Genomic DNA, 24,926 nt, shown 5'->3' on the forward strand with positions numbered 1-24,926 from the left:
GGGCCGCCGCCGCATCGTCGCCGGCTGGCTCGTCGGCCTGGTCGGGCCCGTGCTGCTCACCACGGTGATGCTCATGCTCGACCGGAGCCTCGGGCTGGCCAACGAGGTGCTGCTGTTCCTCTTCGCCACCGTGCTCGCGGCGCTCCTCGGCGGCACGCTGCCCGCGCTGGCCTCCGCCGGTGTCGGCTCGCTGCTGCTGAACTACTACTTCACCCCGCCCGTGGAGACCTTCACCATCGCCGACGCGCGCAACATCGTCGCCCTCGTCGTCTTCTTCGCGGTCGCCGTCGCCGTCGCGTCCGTTGTCGACCTCGCCGCCCGCCGCACCTCCCAGGCCGCCCGGCTGCGCGCCGAGTCGGAGGTGATGTCGCTGCTCGCGGGCAGCGTGCTGCGCGGCGAGGGGTCGCTCGAATCGCTGCTCGACCGGGTCCGCGAGACGTTCGGCATGGAGTCCGTGGCGCTCTTCGAGCGGCAGCGCGGCGAGGACGGCTGGACTTGCGTCGGCCGCGTCGGCAGCAGCGCCGGCGCGCCCGCGGGGCCGGACGACGCCGACGCCGACATGCCCGTGGGCGACGACATGGCACTGGCGCTCACCGGCCGCAAGCTGCCCGCCGCCGACCGCCGGGTGCTCGGCGCGTTCGCCGCCCAGGCCGCCGTCGTACTGGAGCGGCAGCGGCTGTCCGCCGAGGCCGTGGAGGCCCGCAAGCTCGCCGAGGGCAACCGCATCCGCACCGCGCTCCTGGCCGCCGTCAGCCACGACCTGCGCACCCCGCTCGCCGCCATCAAGGCCGCCGTCACCTCGCTGCGCTCCGACGACGTGGCGTGGTCCGAGGAGGACGAGGCGGAGCTGCTCGCCGCCATCGAGGAGGGCGCCGACCGCCTCGACGCCCTCGTCGGCAACCTGCTCGACATGTCCCGGCTGCAGACCGGTACCGTCACGCCGCTGCTGCGCGAGGTCGACCTCGACGAGGTCGTGCCCAAGGCGCTGGCCGGGGTGCCCGAGGGCAGCGTCACGCTGCGGATCCCCGAGAGCCTGCCGATGGTCGCCGTCGACGCCGGGCTGCTGGAGCGCTCGGTGGCGAACGTCGTCGAGAACGCGGTCAAGTACAGCCCGCCCGGCACTCCCGTCCTGGTGCAGGCCAGCGCGCTCGGCGGCCGGGTCGAGCTGCGCGTCGTCGACCGCGGCCCCGGCGTCCCGGACAGCGGCAAGGACCGGATCTTCGAGCCTTTCCAGCGCTACGGGGACGCCCCCCGCGGCGCCGGCGTGGGCCTCGGCCTCGCGGTCGCCCGCGGCTTCGCCGAGGCGCTGGACGGCACCCTCGTCGCGGAGGACACCCCCGGCGGCGGGCTGACCATGGTGCTCACGCTGCGGGCGGCCCCGGGCCGCGGCCCGGCCGCGCCCGCCGAGCTGCCGGCCCAGGCGACGACGTGACGTCCGTCCGCGGGTGCGCCGCCCCGCCCCCGGCGGCATCGGCGCGTACCGCGTCCCCGACGTCCCCGGCCTCCCCGGACCCGTCTCCCACCGCGTCCCCGTCTCCGTATCCTCCGAATGGACGAAAGGCAGCCGCCATGCACCGGGTGCTCGTGGTCGACGACGAGCCGCAGATCGTGCGCGCGCTCGTCATCAACCTCAAGGCGCGCAAGTACGAGGTCGACGCCGCCCAGGACGGCGCCACCGCGCTCAAGCTCGCCGCCGACCGCCACCCCGACGTGATCGTCCTGGACCTCGGCCTGCCCGACATGGACGGCGTCGACGTCATCCGCGGCATCCGCGGCTGGACCCGGGTGCCGATCCTGGTGCTCTCCGCCCGGCACAGCTCCGACGAGAAGGTCGAGGCCCTCGACGCGGGCGCGGACGACTACGTGACCAAGCCCTTCGGCATGGACGAGCTGCTGGCCCGGCTGCGCGCCGCCGTCCGCAGGGCCGAGCCCGCGGCCCCCGAAGGGGACCAGGCCGTCGTCGCCACGGAGACCTTCACCGTCGACCTCGCGGCCAAGAAGGTCAACCGCGACGGCGCCGACGTACGCCTCACGCCCACCGAGTGGCACCTGCTCGAAGTGCTGGTACGCAACGCCGGCCGGCTGGTCAGCCAGAAGCAGCTCCTCAAGGAGGTCTGGGGACCCTCGTACGGCACGGAGACCAACTACCTGCGCGTCTACATGGCCCAGCTCCGCCGCAAGCTGGAGGCCGACCCGGCCCACCCGCGCCACTTCGTCACCGAGCCGGGCATGGGCTACCGCTTCGAGCAGTGAAACGGACCGCCCCGGGCGGGTACCCTGCGGGCATGGACCCCGCCCGCAGCGAAGACCGCCCCGCCGGCCCGTTCCGCCGGCTGCTGGGCCGGATCACCGGCGCCGCGGAGCCGCCGGCGGAGGACACCCTGCCGCCCGACGCGGACACCGCCGACGTCACACCCATCCGGCAGTGCCACGACCGCGCGGTGGTCACCGTCACCGGCAGTCTGCGCACCGTCACGCTCCAGCCGCGCGCCGGCGTCCCCGCGCTGCAGGCGGAGCTCTTCGACGGCACGGACTCGCTCGACCTGGTCTGGCTCGGCCGCCGCGCCATCACCGGCATCGAGCCGGGCCGCAGCCTGACCGCCTCCGGCCGGATCGCCATGAGCCGCGGCCGGCGGGTGCTCTTCAACCCCAAGTACGAACTGCGACCCCTCGGACAGGAGCAGCGGTGACGTCATTCGAGAAGCCGGCCGACGACCCCGCCGGCGGCACCGGCACGACCGGCGGCCCCTCCGGGACCGCGCCCGTGCCCGGTGACGACGCGGGCCGTCCCGGCTCCGACGTACCGCAGGGCGACTCGCACGCCGTCACCCAGGCCGCCATGGCCGAGGCGTTCGGCGGGATCCGCGGCATGGTGGAGACCACCGTCCCCGGGCTCGTCTTCGTGCTCGTCTACACCATCGGCTCGGACATCAAGCCCTCCGCCATCGCCGCCCTCGGCGTCTCGCTGCTGCTCGGCCTCACCCGGCTGGTCACCGGCGGCACCTACAAGCACGCCTTCAGCGGTGTCTTCGGCGTGGCCATCGGCGTCGCCTTCGCGTCGATGACCGGCAACGCCAAGGACTTCTACCTCCCCGGCCTCCTCTACGGCCTCGGCCTGGCGCTGGCGTACATCCTCACCACGCTCGCGGGCGTGCCGCTGATCGGGCTGATCCTCGGCCCGCTGTTCCGCGAGAACCTGTCGTGGCGCACCCGCAACCCCGGCCGCAAGAAGGCGTACTCCAAGGCGAGCTGGGCCTGGGGCCTGATCTTCCTGGCGAAGTCCGCGATCCTCTTCCCGCTGTACTTCTGGGCGGACCCCAAGGAGTTCGGCTGGGTGATCGTGGCGCTGAAGATCCCGCCGCTGCTGCTGGCGGTCACGCTCACGTACATCTTCCTCAAGCAGGCGCCGCCGCCGATCGACGTGATCGCGGAGATGGAGGCGGAGGAGAAGGCCGAAGAGGAGCGCGAGAAGGCACGGAAGGCGACGGCGGAACGGGACTAGCCCCCGCCCGGGGCTGCCCAGGCCGGGACTGCCCCGCCCCGCCCCGCTGCCGGAGCCCCCGGGTCAGCCGTCGCGCCGTACGGAAAGCAGCTCCTCCAGCTGCTCCTCGCGGGCCTGCGCGGCGACGAAGAGCAGCTCGTCGCCCGCCTCCAGGGTGTCGTCGGGCTTCGGGGTGAGGACCGTGCTGCCGCGGATGATCGTCACCAGCGTCGTGTCCGCCGGCCAGTCGACGTCACCGACGGCGGTGCCGATGAGCGCCGACTCCTCCGGCAGCGTCAGCTCGACGAGGTTCGCGTCGCCGTGGCTGAAGCGCAGCAGCCGGACCAGGTCGCCGACGCTGACGGCCTCCTCCACCAGGGCGGACATCAGCCGCGGCGTGGAGACGGCGACGTCCACGCCCCACGCCTCGGTGAAGAGCCACTCGTTGCGCGGGTTGTTGACCCGGGCGACCACGCGCGGCACGCCGTACTCCGTCTTGGCGAGCAGCGAGACGACGAGGTTCACCTTGTCGTCGCCGGTCGCCGCGATGACCACGTGGCAGCGCTGCAGCGCGGCCTCGTCCAGCGAGGCGATCTCGCACGCGTCGGCGAGCAGCCACTCCGCCCGCGGCACGCGCTCGACGGCGATGGCGGTGGGGGTCTTGTCGATGAGCAGCACCTCGTGCCCGTTGTCCAGCAGCTCGCCCGCGATGGAGCGGCCCACCGCGCCGGCACCTGCGATCGCGACTCTCACAGCGCTGCTCCCTTCGCTCCGCCGCCGCGCGCGTCTGCGTCGCTCACCGTCGGTCCTCCGTGTCCGGGCCCTTCGCACAGGCCGCCTCGACCTGCTCCACCTCGTCGGTACGCATGATCACATGCACCAGGTCGCCGTCCTGCAGCACCGTCTTGGCGGTGGGCAGCACGGCCTCGCCCTGCCGGGTGAGGAACGCGACCCGTACGCCCGTCTCCTCCTGGAGCTCGGCCACCCGGCGGCCGATCCAGGCCGCCGAGGTGTGCACCTCGGCCAGCTCCACCCGGCCGCTCGGATCCCGCCACAGCGGCTCGGCGCCCGAGGGCAGCAGCCGGCGCAGCATCTGGTCGGCGGTCCAGCGGACGGTGGCGACGGTGGGGATGCCGAGGCGCTGGTAGACCTCGGCCCGGCGGGGGTCGTAGATCCGGGCGGCGACGTTCTCGACGCCGAACATCTCGCGGGCGACGCGGGCGGCGATGATGTTCGAGTTGTCGCCGGAGCTGACCGCGGCGAAGGCCCCGGCCTCCTCGATGCCGGCGTCCTTCAAGGTGTCCTGGTCGAAGCCGATACCGGTGATGCGGCGCCCGCCGAAGCCGGGGCCGAGGCGGCGGAAGGCGGTGGGGTCGCGGTCGATCACCGACACCGTGTGCCCCTGCTGCTCCAGCGTGCGCGCCAGGGTGGAGCCCACCCGGCCGCACCCCATGATCACGATGTGCACGCGGCGTCCCTCCGCCTCGGCTGGCCTTTTCCGTTCAAGCTACACACCCCCTGGGCCAGGGGGCACCCCGGGTGGCGCCGGCCGGCCCGTGGGGCGCGGGGGACGGCCCGTACCGTACGGCCTTCGCGGGCGGCCTAGACTGGCGCGCGGCCGCAGCGCCGCACCCACCCCCTTCCCAGGAGTCCGCCCCGTGCCCGAAGAACAGCAGGCGCCCGCCACGTCCCCGAGCGCCGTAGGGGAGGAGTACGAGGTCGAGGTCGGCCCGGTGGCGCACGGGGGGCACTGTGTCGCCCGTACGGCGGAGGGCCAGGTGCTCTTCGTACGCCACACGCTGCCCGGCGAACGAGTCGTCGCGCGCGTCACCGAGGGGCACGCCGGCGCACGCTTCCTGCGCGCGGACGCGGTACGGGTGCTGGCGCCCGCGAAGGACCGCATCGAGGCCCCGTGCCCCTACGCCGGCCCCGGCAAGTGCGGCGGCTGCGACTTCCAGCACGTCGCCCCGGGCGCCCAGCGGCGCCTGAAGGCCGACGTCCTCGCCGAGCAGCTGAGCCGGCTCGCGGGGCTCACCGCCGAGGACGCGGGGTGGGACGGCACAGTGGAGCCGGTGCCGGGCGACAAGGTGCCGAAGGGCGAGGTGCCGGCGTGGCGCACCCGGGTGCAGTTCGCGATCGGCGCCGACGACCGGGCGGGCCTGCGCAAGCACCGTTCGCACGAGGTACAGCCCGTCGACCGCTGCCTGATCGCCGCCCCGGAGGTGGAGGAGCTGGGCGTGGAGGCCCGGGAGTGGCCGCAGACCGCCACGGTGGAGGCCATCGCCGCCACCGGCTCCGGCGACCGCCAGGTCGTCCTCACCCCCCGCCCCGGCGGCCGGCTCCCCCTGGTCGAACTGGACCGCCCCGTCTCCGTACTCCGCGCCGAGGACTCCCGCACCCCGGGCACCCCCGCCGCGGTCCACCGCGTCCACGGCCGCGACTTCGTCCGCGAACGCGCCGCGGGCCGCACCTGGCGCGTCGGCGCGGGCGGCTTCTGGCAGGTCCACCCGCGGGGCGCGGACCTGCTCGTCGAAACGGTGATGACGGGCCTGATGCCGAAGAAGGGCGACATGGCCCTCGACCTCTACTGCGGCGTCGGCCTCTTCGCCGGCGCCCTCGCCGAACGCGTCGGCCCCAAGGGCGCGGTCCTCGGCATCGAATCCGGCAAACGCGCGGCCACCGACGCCCGCCACAACCTCGCCGACCTCGACCGCGTCCGCATCGAACAGGGCAAGGTGGACCGCGTCCTGCCCCGCACGGGCATCACGGAAGCGGACCTCGTCGTCCTGGACCCACCCCGCACGGGCGCCGGCCGCCAGGTGGTCACCCAGATCACCGCCCTCCACCCCCGCCGCATCGCCTACGTCGCCTGCGACCCGGCAGCCCTGGCCCGAGACCTCTCGTACTTCAGCGCCGCGGGCTACACCCCGAAGTGGCTCCGCGCCTTCGACCTCTTCCCGATGACCCACCACATGGAGTGCGTGGCGGTGCTTGTGAGGGCCGAAAAGGCGTCCTGACCTGCACTTTTCGTGATGTGCATGATGTGCGTTGTGTGCGGTATGGGCGATATCTTGACGCTGAAATGACGCTCTCCGAGGTATCTTGACGCTCGTTTGACGCTCGTTGATCTTGCTTCAAATGCCTCGTTGAGCTGGGTAGACAGCATTCCGGACGGGCGAGTGAGCTTGCCCTCCAGGTTGCTGAGTCCTGTACGGAGAGCGCGCACCGCTTTCCGTTGATCTTGGTCGAGGCCGTGGAGAACGCGAGTGTTGAGAGCAGAAGAGGGCCGGGGTCGGCCGCTTTCGGGCGGATGGTGCTGCCGTGGGTTCGAGTCCCACCCGCCCCACCCAGAGACCCCTCAGAGGGATCGTTTCGACCTGCGGTTTCCTGCTGAGTTCTCATCAGCGTCCGCACACCGGAGAGTCGCAGAGATCGTTAGCTGGCCCGAGTGCTACTCGATCTTGCGTTTGGCCGCGCCGTTCGAAGAAGCGTGCCTTCAGCACAGCTGCGTGCAGCTGACAGCCACATGACTGGGCAGGCTGTCACCGAGCAGGACCGCCCCGCGGGCGCGGGGAGCAGCGAATCACGGGGGACAACGTGGTGCTCCACGAGGGACCAACCCCGCATGTGCGGGGAGCCCTCCGTCCTGGGGGCTCCTCCCGGCCCGGCTATGCCGGAACGGCCCCGCGCCGGCCGAGACCACCGCTTCACCCACATCCGACCAGCTCAGCCACATGAAGCGAAACCGCGAGGCTAGTGACCTGAGTCGGAGATTCGTCGGCAGTAGGTGGCGACTTTGTCGAGGATCTTGTCGGCGGTCTTGGTCCAGACGAACGGTCTGGGGTGCTGGTTCCAGTCGGCGAGCCAGGATCGGATGTCGCGTTCGAGGGCTTGGACGGAGTGGTGGACGCCGCGCTTGAGTTTCTTCTGGGTCAGCTCGGCGAACCACCGCTCGACCAGGTTCAGCCAGGAAGCGCTGGTTGGGGTGAAGTGCAGGTGGAACCTGGGGTGGGCCAGCAGCCACCGTTTGATGTCGGGCGTCTTGTGGGTTGCGTAGTGGTCCAGGATCAGGTGCACGTCGAGGTCGTCGGGGCCTGGATGGCCCGCCGGCCAGCAGCTCGGCCAGTCCCAACTGGCGGGCGTGGGTGATATCCGCGCAGCTACCGGGCCGAGTCGGGCTGCAGAACGGCAACGCCCGTCGGCGTCGGTGACCACAAGGGACCTCACCGCGTTTTGCTTGGTCTTGCCGGAGGTGAACTGGTCCGGTCCTGGCGTCCGGCGGCCGGGCGGCGTACGCGGATCGCGGTGCCGTCGAGGATCCCGGTCTGTCCGTCGGCACCGAGATGGTCGATGACCTCGGCGAGGGTGCGTAGCCGGACGCAGGGCGCGCCAATGCAGCCCCGCTGGGCCAGCAGCCGCCGCACTTCGCCGGTGGCGCAGGTGATGGTGGAGCGGTCGACGCCGAACCAGCAGGCCCGCACGTCGTGGGTGGCGCAGTGACGCAGGTGACCGATTCCCCACACCGAACTGCCGGACCCGGCACCGCTGAACAGAGCGCGGCGCCGGGTCCGACACGCATGGCGAGGGTCACGCGCAGTCTGCGGCGAGCGCCGTGCGGCTACCGGGCCAGGGCGAGGGCCGTGAATCCGCAGCGCTCCTCGACGATGTCGGCCACCAGACGGCACGGGAGGGAGCGACCGGCACGGGGGTCTGCGCACCGTGCACATCCAGCGCCCGGAATTGAGCACCGTGCACGTTGGCGGGCCGCTACCGCGTCACCTAGCCTCGTTCACCGGACCGGCCGCCCTCGCGCCGACTCCCGCGATGCCGCCGACGCCTCCCGGAGGGCGTCGTGCTCGTCGGCGGACGACATCCCCTCGGAGCGGAACAAGCGGAGGATCGACGCAGTGAGCGAGTTACGGCTGCTAGGCCCGGTGGAGCTCCGCGGGGCGGACGGGCGGCAGTACCCGCTGGGGCCGCCGCAGCAGCGGTGTGTGCTGGCGGTGCTGGCGATGGCCCCCGGCAGGCTGGTCATGGTCGAGACGTTGATCAGGCACGTCTGGCGCGAGGAGTCGTCCGGAGCCGCGCGTGACGTGCTGTATACGTACGTCTCCCGGCTGCGCCGGCTCCTGCGGCAGGCCGCGCAGGACGGTCCGCACGCCCCCGTACTACGCCGCGGTAACGGCGGATATGCGCTGGACATCTCCCTGGAGAGCGTCGATCTGCAACACACTCGCGCTCTCGCCGCTCAGGGAAGGTCGGATCGGTCCGACGATCCGGAGCGGGCGGCGAAGCTGTTCGGCGAGGCGAGCGCGCTGTGGCGGGGCACGCCGCTGGCCGGGCTGCGGGGGGAGTGGGCGGAGCAGGTGCGGGCCGGGTTGGAGCGGGAGCGGGTCTCGCTGCTGACCGATCGGTACGATGTCGAGCTGGAGCTGGGCCGGCACGCGGAGTCGGTGGCCGGCCTGTCGGCGGAGGTCGTGGAGCACCCGCTGGCCGAGCCGCTGGCGGGGCGGTTGATGCTGGCCCTGTACCGGTCCGGGCGGCAGTCCGACGCCCTTCAGGTGTACGCCCGTACGCGCGCGTCCCTCGTCGGGGAGATCGGCGAGGAACCTGGTCCCGAGCTGCGCCGGTTGCACGAGCTGATCCTCCGCCGCAGCCCCGGCCTGCACCGGCGTCAGGAGCAACCCGACCCCGGCGAGGAGAGCATCGCGCAGCCCCGAGCCCTGACCGGCGATGCCCCGCCGGCCGTACGCCCCGCGCAGTTGCCGCCGGGCGTGGCCGGGTTCACCGGGCGGGAGGCGTATCTCCGCCGTCTGGAGCGGCTGTTGCCGGGGGCGGACGGGGGTTCTGCGGATGCGTCGATCTGCGCCGTGGTCGGCACCGCGGGGGTGGGGAAGACCGCGCTTGCGGTGCACTGGGCGCAGCGGGTCGCGGAGCGGTTTCCCGACGGGCAGTTGTACGTGAACCTGCGCGGGTTCGCCGCGGGGGACAGCCCGGTCGAGCCCGCCGAGGCCCTGCGGGCCTGTCTGCAGGCACTGCGGATCCCCGACAGCCGGATCCCCGAGGGCACCGACGCCCGCACCGGTCTGTTCCGCAGCCTGCTGGCGGGCCGGCGGGTACTGGTGGTTCTCGACAACGCCCGCGACGACTGCCAGGTGCTGCCGCTGCTGCCCGGCGCACCGGGATGCGCCACCCTGATCACCAGCCGCCACCGGCTTCCCAGCCTCGTCGCCGAGACGGGTGCGGATCAGATCGTGCTGGAGCCGTTCAGTACGGAGGAGGCGCGGCAACTGCTCGTCCGGCGCCTGACGGCCGAGCAGTTGGCGGGCCGGCAGGACGCGGTGTCGGACATCGTGAACGGTTGCGAACGGCTGCCGCTGGCTCTTGCCCTGGCCGCCGCCCACCTCGCCGCACGTCCGGGTATCACCCTCACCGCGCTGGCCGACCGGACGCCCGACTCCGGTGGCTGCGAACTGACGGCGGACGTACGGACGGTCCTCTCCTGGTCGTACCGCGTACTGAGCCCCGCCGCCGCCCGGCTGTTCCGGCTGCTCGGCCTCCACCCGGGGCCCGAGTTCGGCACCGGCGCGGCAGCCGCCCTGGCCGGTATCGGGCCGCCGCGGGCCCGGCCCCTCCTGCGCGAGTTGACCTGGGCCAGCGTGCTGGACGAGCGGGCGCCCGGCAGGTTCGCCATGCACGACCTGCTGCGCGACTACGCCGCCGAACTGGCGCGCGAACAGGACGCGGAAGAGCGGCGCGAGGAAGCCGTCCGCCGCACGCTCGACTACTACCTGCACTCGGCCCACGCCGCGTGCCGGACCCTGTGGGCCCACCGCGACCGGCTCCCGGACCTCGGCCCGCCCCCGTCCGGCATCACCCCCGAGACCTTCGCCGAGGCGTCGCCGGCCTACGCCTGGTTCGCCACCGAGCGGCGTACCCTCACCGATGCCGTACGACTCGCCGTGCACACCGATCTCGACGGGCATGTTGTCCGTCTGGGCCGCAGGCTGGGCACCTACCTCGACCGCGATGGGCGGTGGATCGAGCAGAACCGACTGCTTCAGACTGTCCTCGCGACTGCCCGCCGGACGGCCGGCGACCCCGCGGGGGATCCCGAGCTGGCTGCCGTCCTGTGCGACCAGGCCCGCTCGGCCTTCCGGCTGGGCGGCATCGAGCAGGCACGGCAGCATCTGGACACTGCCTACGAACTGTTCCGCAGCAGCGGTGACCTCGCCGGTCAGGCGGAGGTCCACCACTACGTGGCCATCCTGCACGAGGTAGGCGACGAGCCGGAGCCGGCCCTGAAGCACGCGCGCAAGTCCCTCGCCCTCTATCGTCAGGCCGGTGACCGCCGTGGCGAGGGCCGCGAGTTGAACACCATCGGCTGGATCTACGGCCTGCTCGGCCAGCCCGCGTCGTCGCTGGCGCTCTCCCGGCAGGCGCTGGCCGTACAGGAGAGCGTGGGCGACCTGTACTTCATGGGCATCACCTGCGACAGCCTTGGCCGCGCCCACCACCGCCTCGGCGATCCGCACGAGGCAATCCGCTGCTTCAGGCGAGCGATCGAACTGCTGGAGTCACCCGACGCCGCGGACCCGCTCAACGCAGCCAAGGCGCACACCGCTCTCGGCGACGCACAGAAGGACCTCGGCGACGCCGAGGCCGCCCGGACGTCGTGGACACAGGCACTGCGCATGTTCGAAGACCTCCGTCACCCGGCCGCGGCCGAACCACGCTCCCGCCTGCAAAGCGCGTAGGGCGACCCCTCTGCCGGCCGTGCCTCGGGCCCCGGCCATGTCCAGGTTTCGTCATGGCGCCGCGTCAGAACTCCGGTACCGGTACCGCTCGGCGATGCAGGCGGCGAATAGGGCTGTGCGGACCGCTGAGGCTCGGATGCCAGCTGTGGTCCGCCGGTCCCGCGGGTCGGCGGTGTCCGGACGTATGCGGAGTTCGGGGGTCGGCAGAGGCGGTTTGAGGGCCGGGATGGACGTAGAGGCGTATGGGGACACCGCAGGGCTTCACGGGCTTCTGCGTGAGGTGAGACGTCAGGCATCCCGCGCGGACGGGCCGGATGCGCGGGAGGTCATGGACCGGCTGCACCGGCACACCGGCGCGGACTTCGCGCTGGTCGCGGCGGACGGGGACACGGTGGATTCGTCCACCGCAGGCTTTCCCCAGGAGATTCTGCGTTCCCTCGCCCCGCTGCTCGCGCGTATGTCCGGCGGGCAGTTGGCCGCAGCCGCGACCCAGGCCGACGGCTGGAACGTACGCTGTGAGGTTCTCGGTGTGCACGATTCGCGCCCTGTACTGGTGGCTGCCGCCCGGTCGGTGCCGAGCCCGGAGGCGGTTGCGCTGATCTCACACACCGGCAGCGTCATCACACTGCTCCGCCGCGCCACGGACGGCGATCGGACCTGGCGTGGCTTCCAGTACAAGGCGCGCCGGGTGAGGTTCGGGGTCCTCTCGGCACTGCTGGTCGCGGGGCCGGTGCCGGCCCGCCGTATGACGACCGGTGCCGTTCCACCGTTGCTGGAGGCCGACCGGCTGCGTGTCCATCTGCTGCACTGCCTGCCTGCCGACCGCGACAGGATCGTGCGGGCCTACCAGGATCCCTCCGGCTACCACGGTCCCGATCTGTTGGTGCACTGCCCGATCTTCAAGGGGCACGTGATCTGTCTCATCGCGGACGACACCGGTGGCCGGAAGGGGGACGGCTCCGGCGGCCACCCTGGTGGCCTGGGCGAAGAGCTGCGCCGCCTGGTGCGGGACAACGCTGGTTACGCAATGGGTGTCAGCAATTCGCATCCGCTCAGCTCCACAGCCGAGGCATACGGACAGGCTGCCCATGCCCTGGCCGCCGCCCGGGCCACCCCCGGTCGCGTGGTCTCTCATCAGGAGCAGACCCCGTTGGGCGAGGTCCTGCCCCGCCGGCCCGCTCTCGCCTGGGCCCGTGCGCTCCTGCGGCCGCTGGACTCCCTTCCGAAGACCACCGTCGACATCACCTGCCTCGTGACAAGCATGCCCCGAGCGGCTGTGGCCCGCCTGCTCGACCTCAGCCGCAACACCGTCCGCGCCCACCTGCGCGCCGCCGAAGCCCACCTCCGCCGCGACCTGCTGACCGCCGGCACCGGCGTCCACGATGTCGTCCACGCTCTCCACATCGCAGGCCAGAACCCCCGGAACTCGACCTGCCCGTCAGACCCGTCGATCACGACGGCAGGCCCTTCGTGAGAGTGGAGCATAGAGTCGCCGAATGAACGCTCCGGAGCCCACCGACCCGCAGGCCGAAGCCGCACGAGGCCGTATCGCTCTCTGGCTCGATCCCAGGACATCGGCTGGCTCGCCCAGCACTGCTGCTGCGACGATGACGCGACGGTTGCGGACAGGGGCCGTTGCGGAAGACTCCGGTTCCGTGCCGGTGCGGCCTTGCACAAACATTCTGGCTGATCGCAAGCAGAACGGAAGCGCGGGGCCGATACGCACCGTACGCGCCGTGACAGGGCACGTGGACCTGGACCCGGTCAGCTCCCGGGGCTGCCGTCGCGGGAGGTCCTGAAGCCGAGGTCTTCGATCGGCGGGAACGCCTGCCGCGTCGCGGCAACCCAGGCGTCGATCCGTTCATGGGACGTCCTGATCGCTCGGATCAGTTCTTCGAGAACGACAAGCTTCGCCTCGCTGACGTTCAATCCGAGCTGCTCCATGGTCACTTCCCGGTACGGCATGCTGAGCTGCCACCAGAACCGCATGAGATAGCGGCACTCCTGAGGTTCTCGGTCGTCCGCAAGCCGGTCATGGACAACGGCCTGGACGCGCCGCCGCTGATCTGTGTCGCGAAACCTTGCACTCAGGTCGGTCAAGGACATGGCCGGAGACTACCCGGCGCAGCAGTACGGCAATTGGCGAGGCGTCTACGGCCGGCTGCGGATGTGGGCCATCGGCGGCACCCGGGAGCGGGTGTTCACGTGGCTGATGGCCCAGGCCGACGCCGAAGACGACCTGTACTGGGCCGTCTCGGTGGACTCCACCATCGTGCGGGCTCCCCAGCACGTCGCCGGGGGCCCGCAAGACAGGGCTTCAGCCAGCGTGAACGTGCCGTCTGCCCCGGAGAGGCGGCACCGGTGCCGGCCGCGATCGAGGCGACGTGCGTGCCGTGGCCGTAGCGGTGCTTGCCGTCCGCGGCAGCGGAGAAGTTTCCGCCGGCGACCACCCGCCCCGCCAGGTCCCGGTGGTGGCGTCGACGCCGCTGTCCAGCACGGCGATCTGCACACCGCTGCCGTCGTGCCCCGCCTCCCACGCGGCCGGGTGCCGGTCCGCGGCACGCTCGTGTCCAGGCCGGCCCGTACCAGAACGTCCAGCCACACGCGCGCCACGCCGGACTCCGAGCGCGCACCGCGCTCAGGGTTGGTCAGCACCTGCCAGAGCGCGGGCGCCTCACCCCAGCCGGTAGTGAGCGCCTCGGCGTTGAGCCGCGGGAAGCGGTGCAGCACGTCCGTGCCGTCCACGGCGTGCAGTTGCTCCGGGCCTCCGGGCTCTCGCCGCGGTAGTCGACGCTGAGCTTCAGCCCGTCGGGCCGATGGCGTACGTATTCCGCGCTGCCCTGCAGAGCGACGTCGAACAGCCGCCTGTCCACCGTGCCCTCCGCGATGAGCCCGCTCGCGTCGCTCGGCACGACGTAGGTGTGGCCGCCGTCCCCATACGTGTGCACCGGTATTCCTTCCCTGCCGGGCCCCGGGTCCATGGCAGTGGGCCGGCCCGCGCCGTCCGCCCGGACCCGGTCCCCGGTGATCAACCTCACCCATGCCCCGGCCTGTTGCCGGTACGCCGTTGAACTGCCGCTGTCACCGGACGACGCCCCCGGCGCCGCGGTCAGGCCCGCGGTGAGTGCCGTCACGGCGGTGTCCGCACGGCGGCGTACCCCGCACTCTTCATGCTTCCGCGCACGATCCCGCTCCTTTCCGAGGTCTCGTCAAGGCATGGGGACCGGGCACGGCCTTGGCATCTTGCTGTCCGTCCATTCGCTCTTCTCGACCGACTCGGCGGAGATGATCGCGCCCGCCTTGTAGTCGGCGTAGTCGCCCGCCGGGACGATCACGACGGTGTCGGCGGTCAGACCGCGGGCCGTGGCCTTGTCGAAGATGAGCCGGTCCTGCAGCGTCCCGCCGTTCTCGCCCGGGGTGGCGAGGGTGACGGCGGTGCCCTTTCGGCCTGCGACGTCGGTGACGTCGTCAATGACGGTGACGCCTTCCAGGCCGGCGAGCATCCGGAAGGCTGCCGCCTGGACCTCCCCGCTGACCGGCACGTCGAGGAGCAAGGTGCGGGCGGCATCGAAGAGGAACGTCTCGCGCGACCCGGGCGCCGCCTTCGCCTTGCCCGTGTAGCCGGTGAGGAGTTCGTCCCGGAGCGCTTCGGGGTCGGTCGGCAGGGCGTTCAACTGCTCCAGGCCGAGGCCCCGGCCGCCGAGGAGGAAGGGCGCCTCGTGTGTCGGCTTCAGGGTCGGGCTCCCGGCGCGCGGCCAGACTTTCACGAAGGAGCCCATGACGTCGTCGTCGGCCCAGAGCGGCATCCTGTCGCCGGGGCCCACCTTGAACACCCTCGGCACGGCCGTGGCCAGGTCGATGGTGACCGAGACGGGGTTGGGCGATCCGTCTTTCTCCCACGCCTCGCGGTCGTCGGCGGAGGCGGGCGCGAAGGGGAAGTTCTGGCCCGACCCGCAGAACTCACCGGTCTCGGTGTCCGTGGAGTGGGTCTCGCGCGCACCGCCGGCGATCCCGTACTTCTCGCCGGTGTCACGGGCCGCGAGCTGCTGCCACATCTCGTAGTACACGCGCCAGTAACGGCCGTCCTGCACGACGTCCTGCGTCGCCGCCGTGTGTGCCGCCGCCAGCAGGGCCGAGTCGGCAGCATCGCCGGCCCGCGGCGCCACCGCGTCCAGCTCCCAGTGGTCCGGCGGCTCCGCAGGGCCGGAACCGGAGGTGGCCGAGACGATGAGCAGGGTGACGGCAGTGGCGCCGGCAAGCAGACCGCCGCCCCAGGCGTAGGGCCGGCGCAGCGTGCGTCGCGGCGGCACGGGGGCGGCAGCGACTGAGGCGGGTGCCTCCGGTGCCGCCATGGCCCGGCTCAGCTCGGCCGCGCGGGTGGCGGCGGGCACGGGGAGGACCGGGTCCAGGTGGGCGGGGCGGGCGGCGGCCAGGCGCCGCATCAGCTCATGGGAGTCCGTACGGCTCATCGGGGGTCCTCTCCTGCGATACGGGCGGTGCCTGTGTTACGGGGGCGGGCGGTCTCGGCGTTGCGGGCACGGGCGGTGCCGGAGTCACGGGCGCGAGCCGGGCGGGCGCCGACTCCGGCGCGCGCGGGCGGGGTCGCTACGGGCGGGGTTTCGGCGGGGCGGGCGTCGTGCGTGACGTCCTCCAGCGCCCTGGCGAACCGCTTGCGGGCGCGGTGCAGCCGCACCCGGAAGGCGACCGGCGAACAGCCCAGCACCTCGGCCGCGCCCCGCTGGTCCAGGTCGTGCCAGGCCACCAGCACCAGCACCTCGCGGTCGTCCGGATCCAGCTCGGCCAGCGCCCGCAGCACGGTCACCCGCTCTGCCACAACGTCGGCGACGTCCTGCGTCACCACCTCGGCCTGCGGCTGCAACAGCGCCTCCTGCGCCGCCCGCTGCGCGGCCGCGCGGGCCCCGCTGCGTACCTGGATACGGGCCACGCCCAGCAGCCACGGCAACGGCGGCTCCGGCACGTCACCGATACGCCTCCAGGCGACGGCGAACGTCTCGCTGACGACCTCGTCGGCCCGCTGCCGCCCGGCCCGGGCGGCAGCGTAGGCCCACACCCGTTGCCGGAAGTCGTCGTACATTGCGGTGAAACGCACCACGTCGTCGTCCGGCTCACGCATGTTCCACCATCGGTACCTCCTGGCGTGTGGAGCGCTGTCGCGAGGTAATGGCGTCCGGGGGGCGCATTGTTACCGACGGCGGGTCATCTTCCCAATCCCTGACGCACGGGCGATGGCTCCCGGCCCTGGCGAATGCGGTGAGCCTCAACGACCCCCAAAGGCGTCCGGACCGTCCTTCTGTCGAGCCCGCTGCTGAGGAGGACTTCTGACACACGGCGCGACCTGTTCGGGCAGTCTTTCGAGCCGATGGCGGGCGTCGGCGCCCCCTCGCCCTGAGCGATTGCGCCGGGCTGATGGACGTGCACCGGGCCAGGCGCAGGCGTCGGAAGCCCTGCAGCCAGGCGAAGGTCCCTCGGCCACGCAGCGGTAGGTGCTCAGGTCGGTGCCGGGCTTGGTGCCGTGGCGTGCGATGCCAGGTACAGCGCCGCGGGCGTCGACCTGGGCTCGGTAGACGTCGTGGTCGTAGCCGCGGTCTGCGAACAGCGAGTCGGATATGCGGCGGGGATGACCGATCGGGGCCGCCGGCGGGATCGCATCGAGCAGCGGCAGCGGTTGGTGGACGCCCTTGCGGTTGCCGCCGGGACAGCGGGACCGTGAGTGGGGTGTCGTGCCCGTCGGTGATCAGGTGGTCCTTCGAGCCGGTCCGGCCACGGTCGACCGGCAGGGCCTCGGCGCGGTGCTGATGATGACGCCGACCAACGTGACCGGCCTGGCCCGGTGGCTCACCATGAGATGCAACACGCCGGCCACGGTGTGGGAGGAGCGCGGCACCTGGGTCTCGGACGGCCCGGCAGTGCTCATGCACTCCGCCGAGGCGGGTTCCGACCTGGGTGTGGAGTACCCCGGCGGCGGGATGCCCGCCCGGGCAACGGTCCCGCCGCCCGGCGGCTGCTGGAGGGTCCGCACCACGCAGGCTTGGGTGGACGGGGAGAACTGGGTCGGCTTGGTCCAGTTCCTGCCGTGCGAATCCTGATCGGGCAGTGCCTCGGTCAGGTACGGTCGGCCGCGGCGTGCAAGGTTGTGCAGATGAGCGACGCCCAACGTCGCGTGGTGCACGCCATCGCCCTTGAGACGGCAGTCGCGCAAGATCTTCCAGGTCTCCATCCGGGCAAGGCGTCCTCGACCCGAGCGCGGACCGTGCGGTGGGAGGTGTTGTGTTCTTCTTTCCAGGCAGGCGGCTCGCTCTGTCAGTCGCGGCGGTGCGGGACGACGAGCCTCGTACCTCGATCCCCCGTTATGTTCTTCGCGGTCCTGCAAGAGGGCCGCTGGCCTTCGGGGCCGGTATGACTGTTCCCCCCTGTCGACTCGATGACCTGGGGGGTGTCACCGGGCCCGGCAGGCGTCTTTGGAGACGCTGATGAGTGCCTCTGTGTGCCAAGCGGCGGCTGCGCGACCTGTGTGGTGGTCGCGTTTGAGGGTGCGGTAGACCATGTTCGACAGGCGTCGTTTGAGGGCCCGGCGGGCCTCTGCTGGTGTCTTGCCCTCGTCGATCTTCCGCAGGTAGTACTCCCGGCCGCGGCCGCCGTCGCGGATCTGGCAGGCGGCGATGATGTGCAGCGCCGAGTTCAGTGCCCGGTTGCCTCGGGTGTTGAGGCGGTGGCGGGTGTTGTTGCCGCTGGAGGCGTGCAGGGGCGCCGTGCCGGTGTAGCTGGCGAAGTGGTGCTCGCTGGGGAAGCGGCTGACGTCGCCGACGTGTCCGAGCAGCTTGGCGGCGAGCACGGTGCCCAGCCCGGGCAGCGTGGTCAGCGGAGTGCGTACGGCGGCCAGAGCGTCACGCATCTGGGCCCCGTTGTCCCGGATCTGGCGGTCGATGCGCCGCAGGTCGGCGAGGAGATCGCGAGCAAGGTCGCGACGGCAGTTGTCGGTCGCGGTGACCGGACGGAGGCCCTTCATCAGGGCGGCGGCCTTCTCCGCGGACAGACGGGTGGGGGCACCGCCGGGCAGCAGGTCCCGCAGGAGTGCATGGAGACGGTTGATGATGCGCGTGCGCTCGTGGACCAGGTCGTCGTGCCGCTCGGTCAGCAGCCGCAGGATGGTGGACTGGCCTTCGGGCTCGACCTCGCGCAGGTCCTGCCGGAAGAGAGCGACCTGGGCAACGTGCAGAGCGTCGGCCTCGTCGGTCTAGCGGTCCCCACCCGTTGCCAGCAACCGGGCCCGGGCGGCGAGCGTGGAGGGCACGTCCACCACCTGCTCGCCGGCGGCGGCCAGTTGCTGGGCGAGGCTGCACGTCCACTGCAGCCGGCTCGGAGACAGAACGATCAGGTGTCCACGCCGACCGGAACGGACAAGGTCCGATTGAGCCGGATCGGCATCCCGCTACGGCCGGCCTCCGCCCGGCCCGCATCCCCGGACCGGTGGCAGCCCATCCAGAGTTTGGATGGGCTGCCACTCGCCGAACATTGCCGCAGTAACGGCAAAAGAATCGCCCTCGGTCCTCCCAGGACCATCCGCAAACTGCCAACCTACTCCCATGCATCTCCGCTGTCGGACTACTCGCGCAGGCATCCGCAGGCGCGTAGAGGGCGATTCGCTCAGCGGGGTCGGCGGTGAGCGCCCGGCCCGGATACCGGAACCTGCGCCCACCCTGCGGCAGCAACGGCTCAACTACGAGCCCACAACTCGTCCGACGCGATCCACGGCGATGTCTCCACACCGCATCGAACGCTCAACTCCCGCCCTGGACACGGCAGCCAGAACCGATCCACCCAGCAGGTCCGACGTTGCGGACCGTCTCCACCAGCAGGAGCGAGCCGGACTGTGAGATCGCGTGGTGGGGCCAGTCGTTGTACACCCCGGCCTTCGGCCCCGCCGGGACCACAGGTCCGCGGTGGCGGGGCCGCTCCGGCATTCGGTTATCGCTCGGTGGACAGCGGGTCGACGGCGATCATCCTCAGCTCGCAGCTGTATCTCTCGCCGAGATCGTCGGTCAGCCATGTCTGGTTGGTGTCGGGCAGGACTTCGGTGAGGGTGACCTGAGCTTCGGCGTCCTTCGCTGTCGCCCGCCGCACGGCCCTCGCGAAGAGGTTGACGAGCGGGATGCTGCCGAAGTCCACGAAGAACGGTTTGATTTCACCGGGTGTCTTGGCGAACACCCGCTCCGGAAGGCCGTTTTCGACGCGCCAGGCGCGGGCCGCGAGAAACCTCTCCCGTTCCTCTCGTTGGTCGGCCCAGGTGAGTTCTGCGGCGGGCAGTGTCCATGCCTCCCGTGCCACGACGAGGCGGTCGACGGTGACCCGTCCGCGGTGCCGGCAGCGCGGGAACGGTTGGAAGGCGGTCGCGGTCACGTCGCTGAGGGGTTCGCTGAGCACGTCGAGCAGAGGAGCGCGGAAGGTTGCGGCGCCGTCGCGTACTTCCAGGGCGCCGGGTTCGCCGGTGGCGTGGACGAAGAGGTCTGCCAGGGCCAGGAACCTGCCGGGCGGTTCGATGCCGGGGTTGCGCGTGCTCCAGTAGACGGTGTCCGGTGCGGGCATCGCCGTCGGCGGGCTGAGCCGGCTGCTGGTCGTGGCCAGCAGGTTCTTCTTCGGCGGCACCAGGTAGATCCGTCGGCCGCCGTGGTCGGCGGCGTCGTAGCCGCGCAGTGCGTCGGGTGCGGGATGGTGCTCGACGGTTGAGCGGTGCTCCAGGGTGTTGAAGGCAGCGTGTACTTCACCGAGGACCGCCTCGTATTCGCCCCGGCGGATGGCTGCTTCCGAGGCTGCGGCGATCATCACGTCCGGAGCGTGGTGAACCGCGGCCGAGTGGGCGGGGCGAGCGGCCGGGAACGTGGCCCGCACCCGGTCGGCGAGCATGCCGGAGGAGAGTTGTGCGGGCATGCCGCTCTCGGGGCGCGCCGCCGCCCCGAGTACGTGCCTCCACCGCTGCTGGAAGTCGGCGATGGCGGCCCGCGTCTCGTCGGAGTCCGTGCCGAGGCACCCCAGCTTCTGCCCGGCGTGCTCCAACAGCTCCACGAGTGGCATCGCCGCCCCGGGGTGTGCGGCCGTCCAGTCCCGGTGGGCCGCGGAGAGGTAGGCGCCGTACTCGGCCGCGATGCGGTTGGCCAGCCATCTGGCGCTGTCCAGCACCAGACCGAGCGGGCCGGCCAACTCGGCACGCAGGGCCGTGCCCAGCTCCACGTCCACATCGCGGACCGTTTCTTCGAACACGAGGGTGCGGGCCGCGTAGGTCTGTCCGTGGAGCCGTCCGGCCTCCGTGCCCGTGACCTGCTCGAATTCGGTGTTGAGCCGGTCGAGCGCGGCAGCCAGCCGCTCGGCGTCACCGGCTGCCGCCGCGACGTCCGCCCGCGCGCCGAGGAGCCGGTCCAGATCCGCCAGCGCCTTGTTCCGCACAGACAGATGGCCAATTCGGTGCAGCTTGTCACGCAAGGTGATCTCGGGGTGCAGCTCAAGGGGGCCTTCGAGACCGAGTGTGATGAGCCCTTCGCCGAGCAGCCGGGTCAGCGCCGTCATGGCCTCGGCCTCGCAACCGTAGGGAAGGCCGGGGCCGGCGAGTTCACGAGCCACCTCGACGGCCGGACGCTTACCGTCGCACGCCTGCAACAGTGCGGCCTGAGCGGGCGGCAGCAGCAGCGGGGAGCCGAACGCACGCCGGACCCGGCCTTCTTCGACGACCACGTTGGGGTCACGGCGCGGCAGGAGCCAGGGCGTCATCGCGGGGTCCCGGCCCAGCGCTTGGGCGACCGCGTCGACGGCCCAGCTCTCGAAGTACACCGCCCGGTGACGGAGGAACCTGCGACCCGGCTCGATCCGGAGCAGCTCCTCCCCGCGCACACCGCCCGCAGGCCGGGTCCACTGCCCCCATGCGGTGGGCCCGAAGAAGCCGATGGTGTCGTTCTTCAACGCGTAGCGTTGGAGGTAGTTGACGATGGTCTCCTGGTGTTCTCGTCCCTTGCTGTTCCGGGGCTCTCCCGCGACGACTTTGTCCAGGCACCTGGGGAGCAGGGCGTGGTTCTGCCAGGCCACCGCCTCCCGGAAGCGGCGGTCCGCGGCCGTCCGCCGGACGACCTCGCCGAAACGTGCCACCGCGGTGTCGAATGCGCGGTGGTATTCATCCGCAGTGACCGTCCCGGAGAGCAGCGCATCGGCAGCACGTGCCAGGTCCGGGTCAGCCAGTTCATCGACGAGGCGGGCGGGGAAGCCGGCGCCCCGGACCAATACGTCACGCCACACGTGCCATCCGGTGGAGCCGAGCGGCACCAGGTGCGCGGCGGTCGGCTCCCGGTCGATCGTGCGGGAGTCCGGCAGGGCGGCAACGGGCGGGTTCGGCGGTGGCACTGTCATCAGCTCCTGGTGGGCGTCGTAGTCGGTCGGCGGATACGGCACAGACCGTCGGCCTGAGGCGTTCGAGGCCTGCCGCTCCCCGATGTGCTGTGTGACGGAGGTGAGGCCGGGCGGCGGAGCGGACGCGGGACCTTCAGCCGCGCTTTCAGGCCCCCTCGGCGGTGTTTCGCCGGCGTCATCCCGGCCGGCGAGGCACCGCCCGCGCAGAAGAATTCGCTGCCGGGGGGCACAGGCCGTCCCCCGAGAACGGACAGGCCGCGGAGTCTTCGATCTTCACGGCAGGGTCCATCGCCACGCCGGCACGACGCCAAACAGGAACCAGGTGGAAACGCTCCCAAGGAAGGAAACGAAATCGCTCCACCTCGAATGCGCCCCTGAAAGCACCGAACGCAGGGGATCAAGACGTACGTAGACCACCAAGGGAGCCGCCCGGGCAGCGCACACCCGGATCGGCGTTGCCCGCAACACCACTCGCTGGTCGGCGAGCACAGCAGCCCTCGGCCGTACTGCGCGTCCGCTTCGCGGCTCGTGGGTCGGCGGCCGGTCGGAGTGGCGGGGGCGCAGGGCGTTTCAGGAGGAGCGTCGGAGTGCCGTGCTGCGCCGCCGGATGGTGCCGGCGGTGCGGGGCAGCGTGCGGAGGAGGCGGACGTAGGCGGTGCGGCGTACGGGGGGCGCCGGTGCCTGCACGGCGGCCTCGGCCAGGTTCATGCTGTCTTCCAGGCATGCGTCGTGCAGCGGACGCCACAGCACCGGCCAGGTGAGGCGGGCCGGGCCGCGTACGTTCATGGCCAGAGTGTGCCGCAGCAGGGTGCGGTGTTCGTCGAGGGGGAGCACTGCGTACTCGTGGAAGCCGTCGAAACCGCGCGGCGCGCGGAAGGTGAAGCGGATCCAGGTGCCGGGGACGTAGGCCGTGACGGTGTAGCGGATGGGTCCGTGGCCGCCGGTCGCGCCGACCGCCAGGGGGCCGTCGAAGCGCATGGACGGCCAGCCGGCGCGCGGCCAGAGTGCGTCGCCGTCGCCCGCGAGGGTGTCGAGCAGCGCCCCCACCTCGCTCTGCGCCGCTCCCAGCACGCGCTGGTGCACGTTGTACACGCCCATGACGGCCCTCTCCCCGACATATTAGAGGTTGGTCTCTAATACTTTCTGGAGAGTACTCTCTACTTCGTGGCCAGGCAACCTCGCTTCACCACCGACCAGTTCCTCGACGCCGCCGTACGCAAGGCCGCGGCGGCCGGTCCCGCGGCGGTGACCATGTCCGCCGTCGCCACCGAGGTGGGCGCCCCCAGCGGCTCGATCTACCACCGCTTCGCCGGGCGCACCGACCTGCTCGCCGAGACGTGGCTGCGGACGGTGGAGGCCTTCCAGGAGGGCTACCTCGTACTCCTCGCGGGCGCCGACCGCGACGCCGCGCAGTCGGCGCGGGCAGCGGCCCGGCACGTGGTCGCCTGGAGCCGCGCCGAGCCCGCGCGGGCCACCGTGCTGCTCCACGGCGCGGACGCCTTCGACCGCGCCCGCTGGTCCGCTACGCAGGGCGCGCGCGCCGACGCCGGCAACCGGCGCGTGCATGCGGCTCTGGCCGAGTTGGCCGCCGCGCTCGGGCTCCGCGGTCCCGAAGCCGCCGACCGGACCGCCCTCGCCCTGATCGACCTTCCCCTCGCGCTTGTACGACGCCACCTGCGCTCGGGGTCGGCGCTGCCCGCGCATGCCGAGGACCTTGCCGAGCAAGGCGCCACCGCCCTCCTGAACTGCTGAGAAGCCACAGGCCGTGCACAGCCGGATCGCTGGCAGAGTTCGGGCATCTCCACGGTCGGGTCCGCCTGCCGACGGGCCAACTGGTCGTCTGCGGTTGTGTGGCGATCCGCGGAGGCGATGGGAGCAGCGTCTGGAGGCAACGAGATGGCCTCCAACCCCGGTTCCCGCCGTCGAGGCCCACGGCGGGTAAACGGTTCGCGACGTGCTCGTGAAGTTGCCGGACCACCTCATGGGCCGGACCGGCATCCTGACCGGGCACCGTGGTGGTCCGTTCGAGCGTTGTTTGACGGCCCCGCCTTCGCTTTCGATGGCCGGGCTGCTCCGGCGGCTAGCGTGGATGCCCCCGGATGCGGGTGTACCTCACGCGCCCCAGAACGGTCGTTCGAGGGCTCTGGCGGTTTCCGACGGGCAGACAACGTAAGGGCCTGACATGTCCAATCACTTCACCGGCCTCAGCCTCGGGGCACCGCTCGGCGACCAGCGCCTCGATCTGTGCGACCTCTACGCCTTCGGGGCGCCCGGCGATCCGAGCAGGACCGTTCTCATCCTCAACGCGAATCCCAACGCGGATGCCATGCACCCCGACGCCGTGTACCGCCTGAACGTCGACAACGACGGCGATTACCTCACCGACCACGCCTTCAGTTGGGTTTTCAGCCCGCCGGCATCCGATGGCTCGCAGACATACAGCGTCTTCATGGCGACCGGTGCAGAGTCCCGCAGGCCCGAGGCGGTCGGCACCAAGATCGTGTCGGACGCCGCCGTCTCCTTCGGTCCCCGGGCCAATGTGGTCAGCAGCGGCGATTACAAAGTGGCCGCGGGTAGCCGCAGTGACGCCTTCTTCTTCGACTTCGACGGAATCAAGAATCTGTTCGACATCAGCGGCAAGCGGAATTTCACCGCGCCGCATCTGGGCGGAAAGTCCCCGTGGACCGGCGTCGACTCCAACACCCAGGCCAACGTCTTCTCGATGGCCGTCGAACTGCCGACCGCGGAGCTGGCCCCCAAGGACGAGTTGCACATCTGGGGCCGGTGCAGCGTCCTTCGCGACGGCGAACTCGTCCACGCGGACCGCGCCGGCCACCCGTCAATGAGCAGTTTCTTCAACACCGACGACACGAAGGAGGAGTACAACGCGAGCGAGCCGGTCAACGACCGGACCAGGTGGACGGACCAGTTCGTCCACCTGCTGGGCCACACCGGCGGCTACTCGCGTGAGGAGGCGATCGTCGCGCTCGACGAGCACGGTCTTCTGCCCGACGTACTGCACTTCAACCCGTCCCAGCCCGCTGCATATCCCAATGGCCGGACATTCACGGAAGACGTCATCGATATCCGCGTCGCGTTCCTCACCAAGAACGAGGCGCCGCCCACCGGCCTGACGCCCCACACCGACACCCTGGACCGGTTCCCCTACCTCGGCGACCCGCACCCGGCAACCACCTCCTGACGGTCTTCGTGGGGGCTTCCGCCAGGGCGTCATGATGTCGATGTCGAGGGCGGCCCGTCTCGCGCTGGTCGGTAGT

At 71.6% G+C, this 24,926-nt stretch carries 20 protein-coding genes and 4 pseudogenes; 11 read left to right on the plus strand and 13 right to left on the minus strand.

Annotation, left to right across the window (positions count from 1 at the left end; translation table 11 throughout):
- The 4 genes from LG396_RS04275 to LG396_RS04290 form a co-directional block, all read left to right on the plus strand.
- A partial coding sequence (locus LG396_RS04275) for a sensor histidine kinase (protein WP_225793646.1) occupies positions 1-1,432 on the plus strand: 1,432 nt, incomplete at its 5' end.
- Positions 1,433-1,569: 137 nt separating this feature from the next.
- The gene (locus LG396_RS04280) at positions 1,570-2,253 is read left to right on the plus strand and encodes a response regulator (protein ID WP_225793647.1); all 684 of its coding nucleotides are present in this window, start codon (positions 1,570-1,572) and stop codon (positions 2,251-2,253) included.
- Positions 2,254-2,285: 32 nt separating this feature from the next.
- On the plus strand, positions 2,286-2,690 hold the full coding sequence (locus LG396_RS04285; protein ID WP_018838185.1) for an OB-fold nucleic acid binding domain-containing protein: 405 nt from the start codon (positions 2,286-2,288) through the stop codon (positions 2,688-2,690).
- A complete protein-coding gene (locus LG396_RS04290) occupies positions 2,687-3,502 on the plus strand; it encodes a DUF3159 domain-containing protein (RefSeq protein ID WP_018838186.1) in 816 nt (271 codons plus the stop codon). The genes LG396_RS04285 and LG396_RS04290 overlap by 4 nt, the downstream gene beginning before the upstream one ends.
- A 63-nt stretch (positions 3,503-3,565) precedes the next feature.
- Here the strand turns inward: LG396_RS04290 and LG396_RS04295 are convergent, their stop codons facing one another.
- Both LG396_RS04295 and LG396_RS04300 read right to left on the minus strand, forming a co-directional pair.
- The gene (locus LG396_RS04295; protein WP_130457778.1) at positions 3,566-4,234 is read right to left on the minus strand and encodes a potassium channel family protein; all 669 of its coding nucleotides are present in this window, start codon (positions 4,232-4,234) and stop codon (positions 3,566-3,568) included.
- A 43-nt stretch (positions 4,235-4,277) separates the two neighbouring features.
- Positions 4,278-4,949, minus strand: a complete 672-nt coding sequence (locus LG396_RS04300; protein WP_018838188.1) for a potassium channel family protein — start codon at positions 4,947-4,949, stop codon at positions 4,278-4,280.
- Positions 4,950-5,139: 190 nt separating this feature from the next.
- Between LG396_RS04300 and LG396_RS04305 the strand changes: the two genes are divergently transcribed.
- Positions 5,140-6,498, plus strand: a complete 1,359-nt coding sequence (locus tag LG396_RS04305) for a class I SAM-dependent RNA methyltransferase (protein WP_225793648.1) — start codon at positions 5,140-5,142, stop codon at positions 6,496-6,498.
- Between the two features lie 736 nt (positions 6,499-7,234).
- On the opposite strand, the pseudogene LG396_RS04310 reads toward LG396_RS04305, so the two are convergent.
- Both LG396_RS04310 and LG396_RS39910 read right to left on the minus strand, forming a co-directional pair.
- Positions 7,235-7,573, minus strand: a pseudogene (locus LG396_RS04310) (transposase); the annotation flags it as partial.
- A gap of 131 nt (positions 7,574-7,704) precedes the next feature.
- Positions 7,705-8,208, minus strand: a complete 504-nt coding sequence (locus LG396_RS39910) for a transposase family protein (protein WP_372483364.1) — start codon at positions 8,206-8,208, stop codon at positions 7,705-7,707.
- Positions 8,209-8,388: 180 nt separating this feature from the next.
- Between LG396_RS39910 and LG396_RS04315 the strand changes: the two genes are divergently transcribed.
- Together LG396_RS04315 and LG396_RS04320 are read left to right on the plus strand one after the other, a co-directional pair.
- Positions 8,389-11,238: an AfsR/SARP family transcriptional regulator gene (locus LG396_RS04315; protein ID WP_225793649.1), complete on the plus strand. Its 2,850-nt coding sequence runs from the start codon at positions 8,389-8,391 to the stop codon at positions 11,236-11,238.
- Between the two features lie 328 nt (positions 11,239-11,566).
- Complete coding sequence (locus LG396_RS04320) at positions 11,567-12,712, plus strand: hypothetical protein (RefSeq protein ID WP_225793650.1); 1,146 nt, start codon at positions 11,567-11,569, stop codon at positions 12,710-12,712.
- A gap of 290 nt (positions 12,713-13,002) precedes the next feature.
- Here the strand turns inward: LG396_RS04320 and LG396_RS04325 are convergent, their stop codons facing one another.
- The 4 genes and pseudogenes from LG396_RS04325 to LG396_RS04340 all read right to left on the minus strand — a co-directional run.
- Positions 13,003-13,344 (minus strand): hypothetical protein, encoded by a 342-nt coding sequence (locus LG396_RS04325; protein WP_225793651.1) that lies wholly within the window; start codon positions 13,342-13,344, stop codon positions 13,003-13,005.
- A gap of 1,103 nt (positions 13,345-14,447) precedes the next feature.
- Positions 14,448-15,707: a CU044_5270 family protein gene (locus LG396_RS04330; protein ID WP_225793652.1), complete on the minus strand. Its 1,260-nt coding sequence runs from the start codon at positions 15,705-15,707 to the stop codon at positions 14,448-14,450.
- Positions 15,704-16,372: an RNA polymerase sigma factor gene (locus tag LG396_RS04335; RefSeq protein WP_225793653.1), complete on the minus strand. Its 669-nt coding sequence runs from the start codon at positions 16,370-16,372 to the stop codon at positions 15,704-15,706. Before LG396_RS04335 ends, LG396_RS04330 begins: the two co-directional genes overlap by 4 nt.
- A 310-nt stretch (positions 16,373-16,682) precedes the next feature.
- Positions 16,683-17,069: pseudogene (locus LG396_RS04340) on the minus strand (transposase); the annotation flags it as partial.
- 30 nt (positions 17,070-17,099) lie between these two features.
- Here LG396_RS04340 and LG396_RS04345 point away from each other — a divergent pair.
- Positions 17,100-17,345 carry an Imm21 family immunity protein gene (locus LG396_RS04345; protein ID WP_225793654.1) on the plus strand — a complete coding sequence of 82 codons (246 nt, stop codon included), beginning with the start codon at positions 17,100-17,102 and terminating at the stop codon, positions 17,343-17,345.
- 29 nt (positions 17,346-17,374) lie between these two features.
- Here LG396_RS04345 and LG396_RS04350 read toward each other — a convergent pair.
- Positions 17,375-17,604: pseudogene (locus LG396_RS04350) on the minus strand (IS5/IS1182 family transposase); the annotation flags it as partial.
- Positions 17,605-17,695: 91 nt separating this feature from the next.
- Positions 17,696-18,439 carry a transposase gene (locus LG396_RS04355; protein WP_225794003.1) on the minus strand — a complete coding sequence of 248 codons (744 nt, stop codon included), beginning with the start codon at positions 18,437-18,439 and terminating at the stop codon, positions 17,696-17,698.
- Between LG396_RS04355 and LG396_RS04360 the strand changes: the two genes are divergently transcribed.
- The gene (locus LG396_RS04360) at positions 18,335-18,922 is read left to right on the plus strand and encodes a hypothetical protein (RefSeq protein WP_225793655.1); all 588 of its coding nucleotides are present in this window, start codon (positions 18,335-18,337) and stop codon (positions 18,920-18,922) included. The two genes, LG396_RS04355 and LG396_RS04360, sit on opposite strands and share 105 nt — an antisense overlap.
- A gap of 4 nt (positions 18,923-18,926) precedes the next feature.
- Here LG396_RS04360 and LG396_RS04365 read toward each other — a convergent pair.
- From LG396_RS04365 to LG396_RS04375, 3 genes and pseudogenes are all read right to left on the minus strand, one after another.
- A pseudogene (locus LG396_RS04365) lies at positions 18,927-19,062 on the minus strand (IS5/IS1182 family transposase); the annotation flags it as partial.
- Between the two features lie 162 nt (positions 19,063-19,224).
- Complete coding sequence (locus LG396_RS04370; RefSeq protein ID WP_225793656.1) at positions 19,225-21,648, minus strand: lantibiotic dehydratase; 2,424 nt, start codon at positions 21,646-21,648, stop codon at positions 19,225-19,227.
- 570 nt (positions 21,649-22,218) lie between these two features.
- The gene (locus LG396_RS04375; protein ID WP_225793657.1) at positions 22,219-22,746 is read right to left on the minus strand and encodes an SRPBCC family protein; all 528 of its coding nucleotides are present in this window, start codon (positions 22,744-22,746) and stop codon (positions 22,219-22,221) included.
- Between the two features lie 66 nt (positions 22,747-22,812).
- Here LG396_RS04375 and LG396_RS04380 point away from each other — a divergent pair, with 66 nt between their 5' ends.
- Both LG396_RS04380 and LG396_RS04385 read left to right on the plus strand, forming a co-directional pair.
- Positions 22,813-23,400, plus strand: a complete 588-nt coding sequence (locus tag LG396_RS04380) for a TetR family transcriptional regulator (protein WP_225793658.1) — start codon at positions 22,813-22,815, stop codon at positions 23,398-23,400.
- Positions 23,401-23,830: 430 nt separating this feature from the next.
- Entirely contained in the window at positions 23,831-24,850 is a 1,020-nt protein-coding gene (locus LG396_RS04385; protein WP_225793659.1) for a DUF4331 family protein, read from the plus strand.
- Positions 24,851-24,926 lie beyond the last annotated feature (76 nt).

The sequence above is a fragment of the Streptomyces aculeolatus genome, assembly GCF_020400605.1.
In the GTDB taxonomy this organism is placed as follows: Bacteria; Actinomycetota; Actinomycetes; order Streptomycetales; family Streptomycetaceae; genus Streptomyces; species Streptomyces aculeolatus.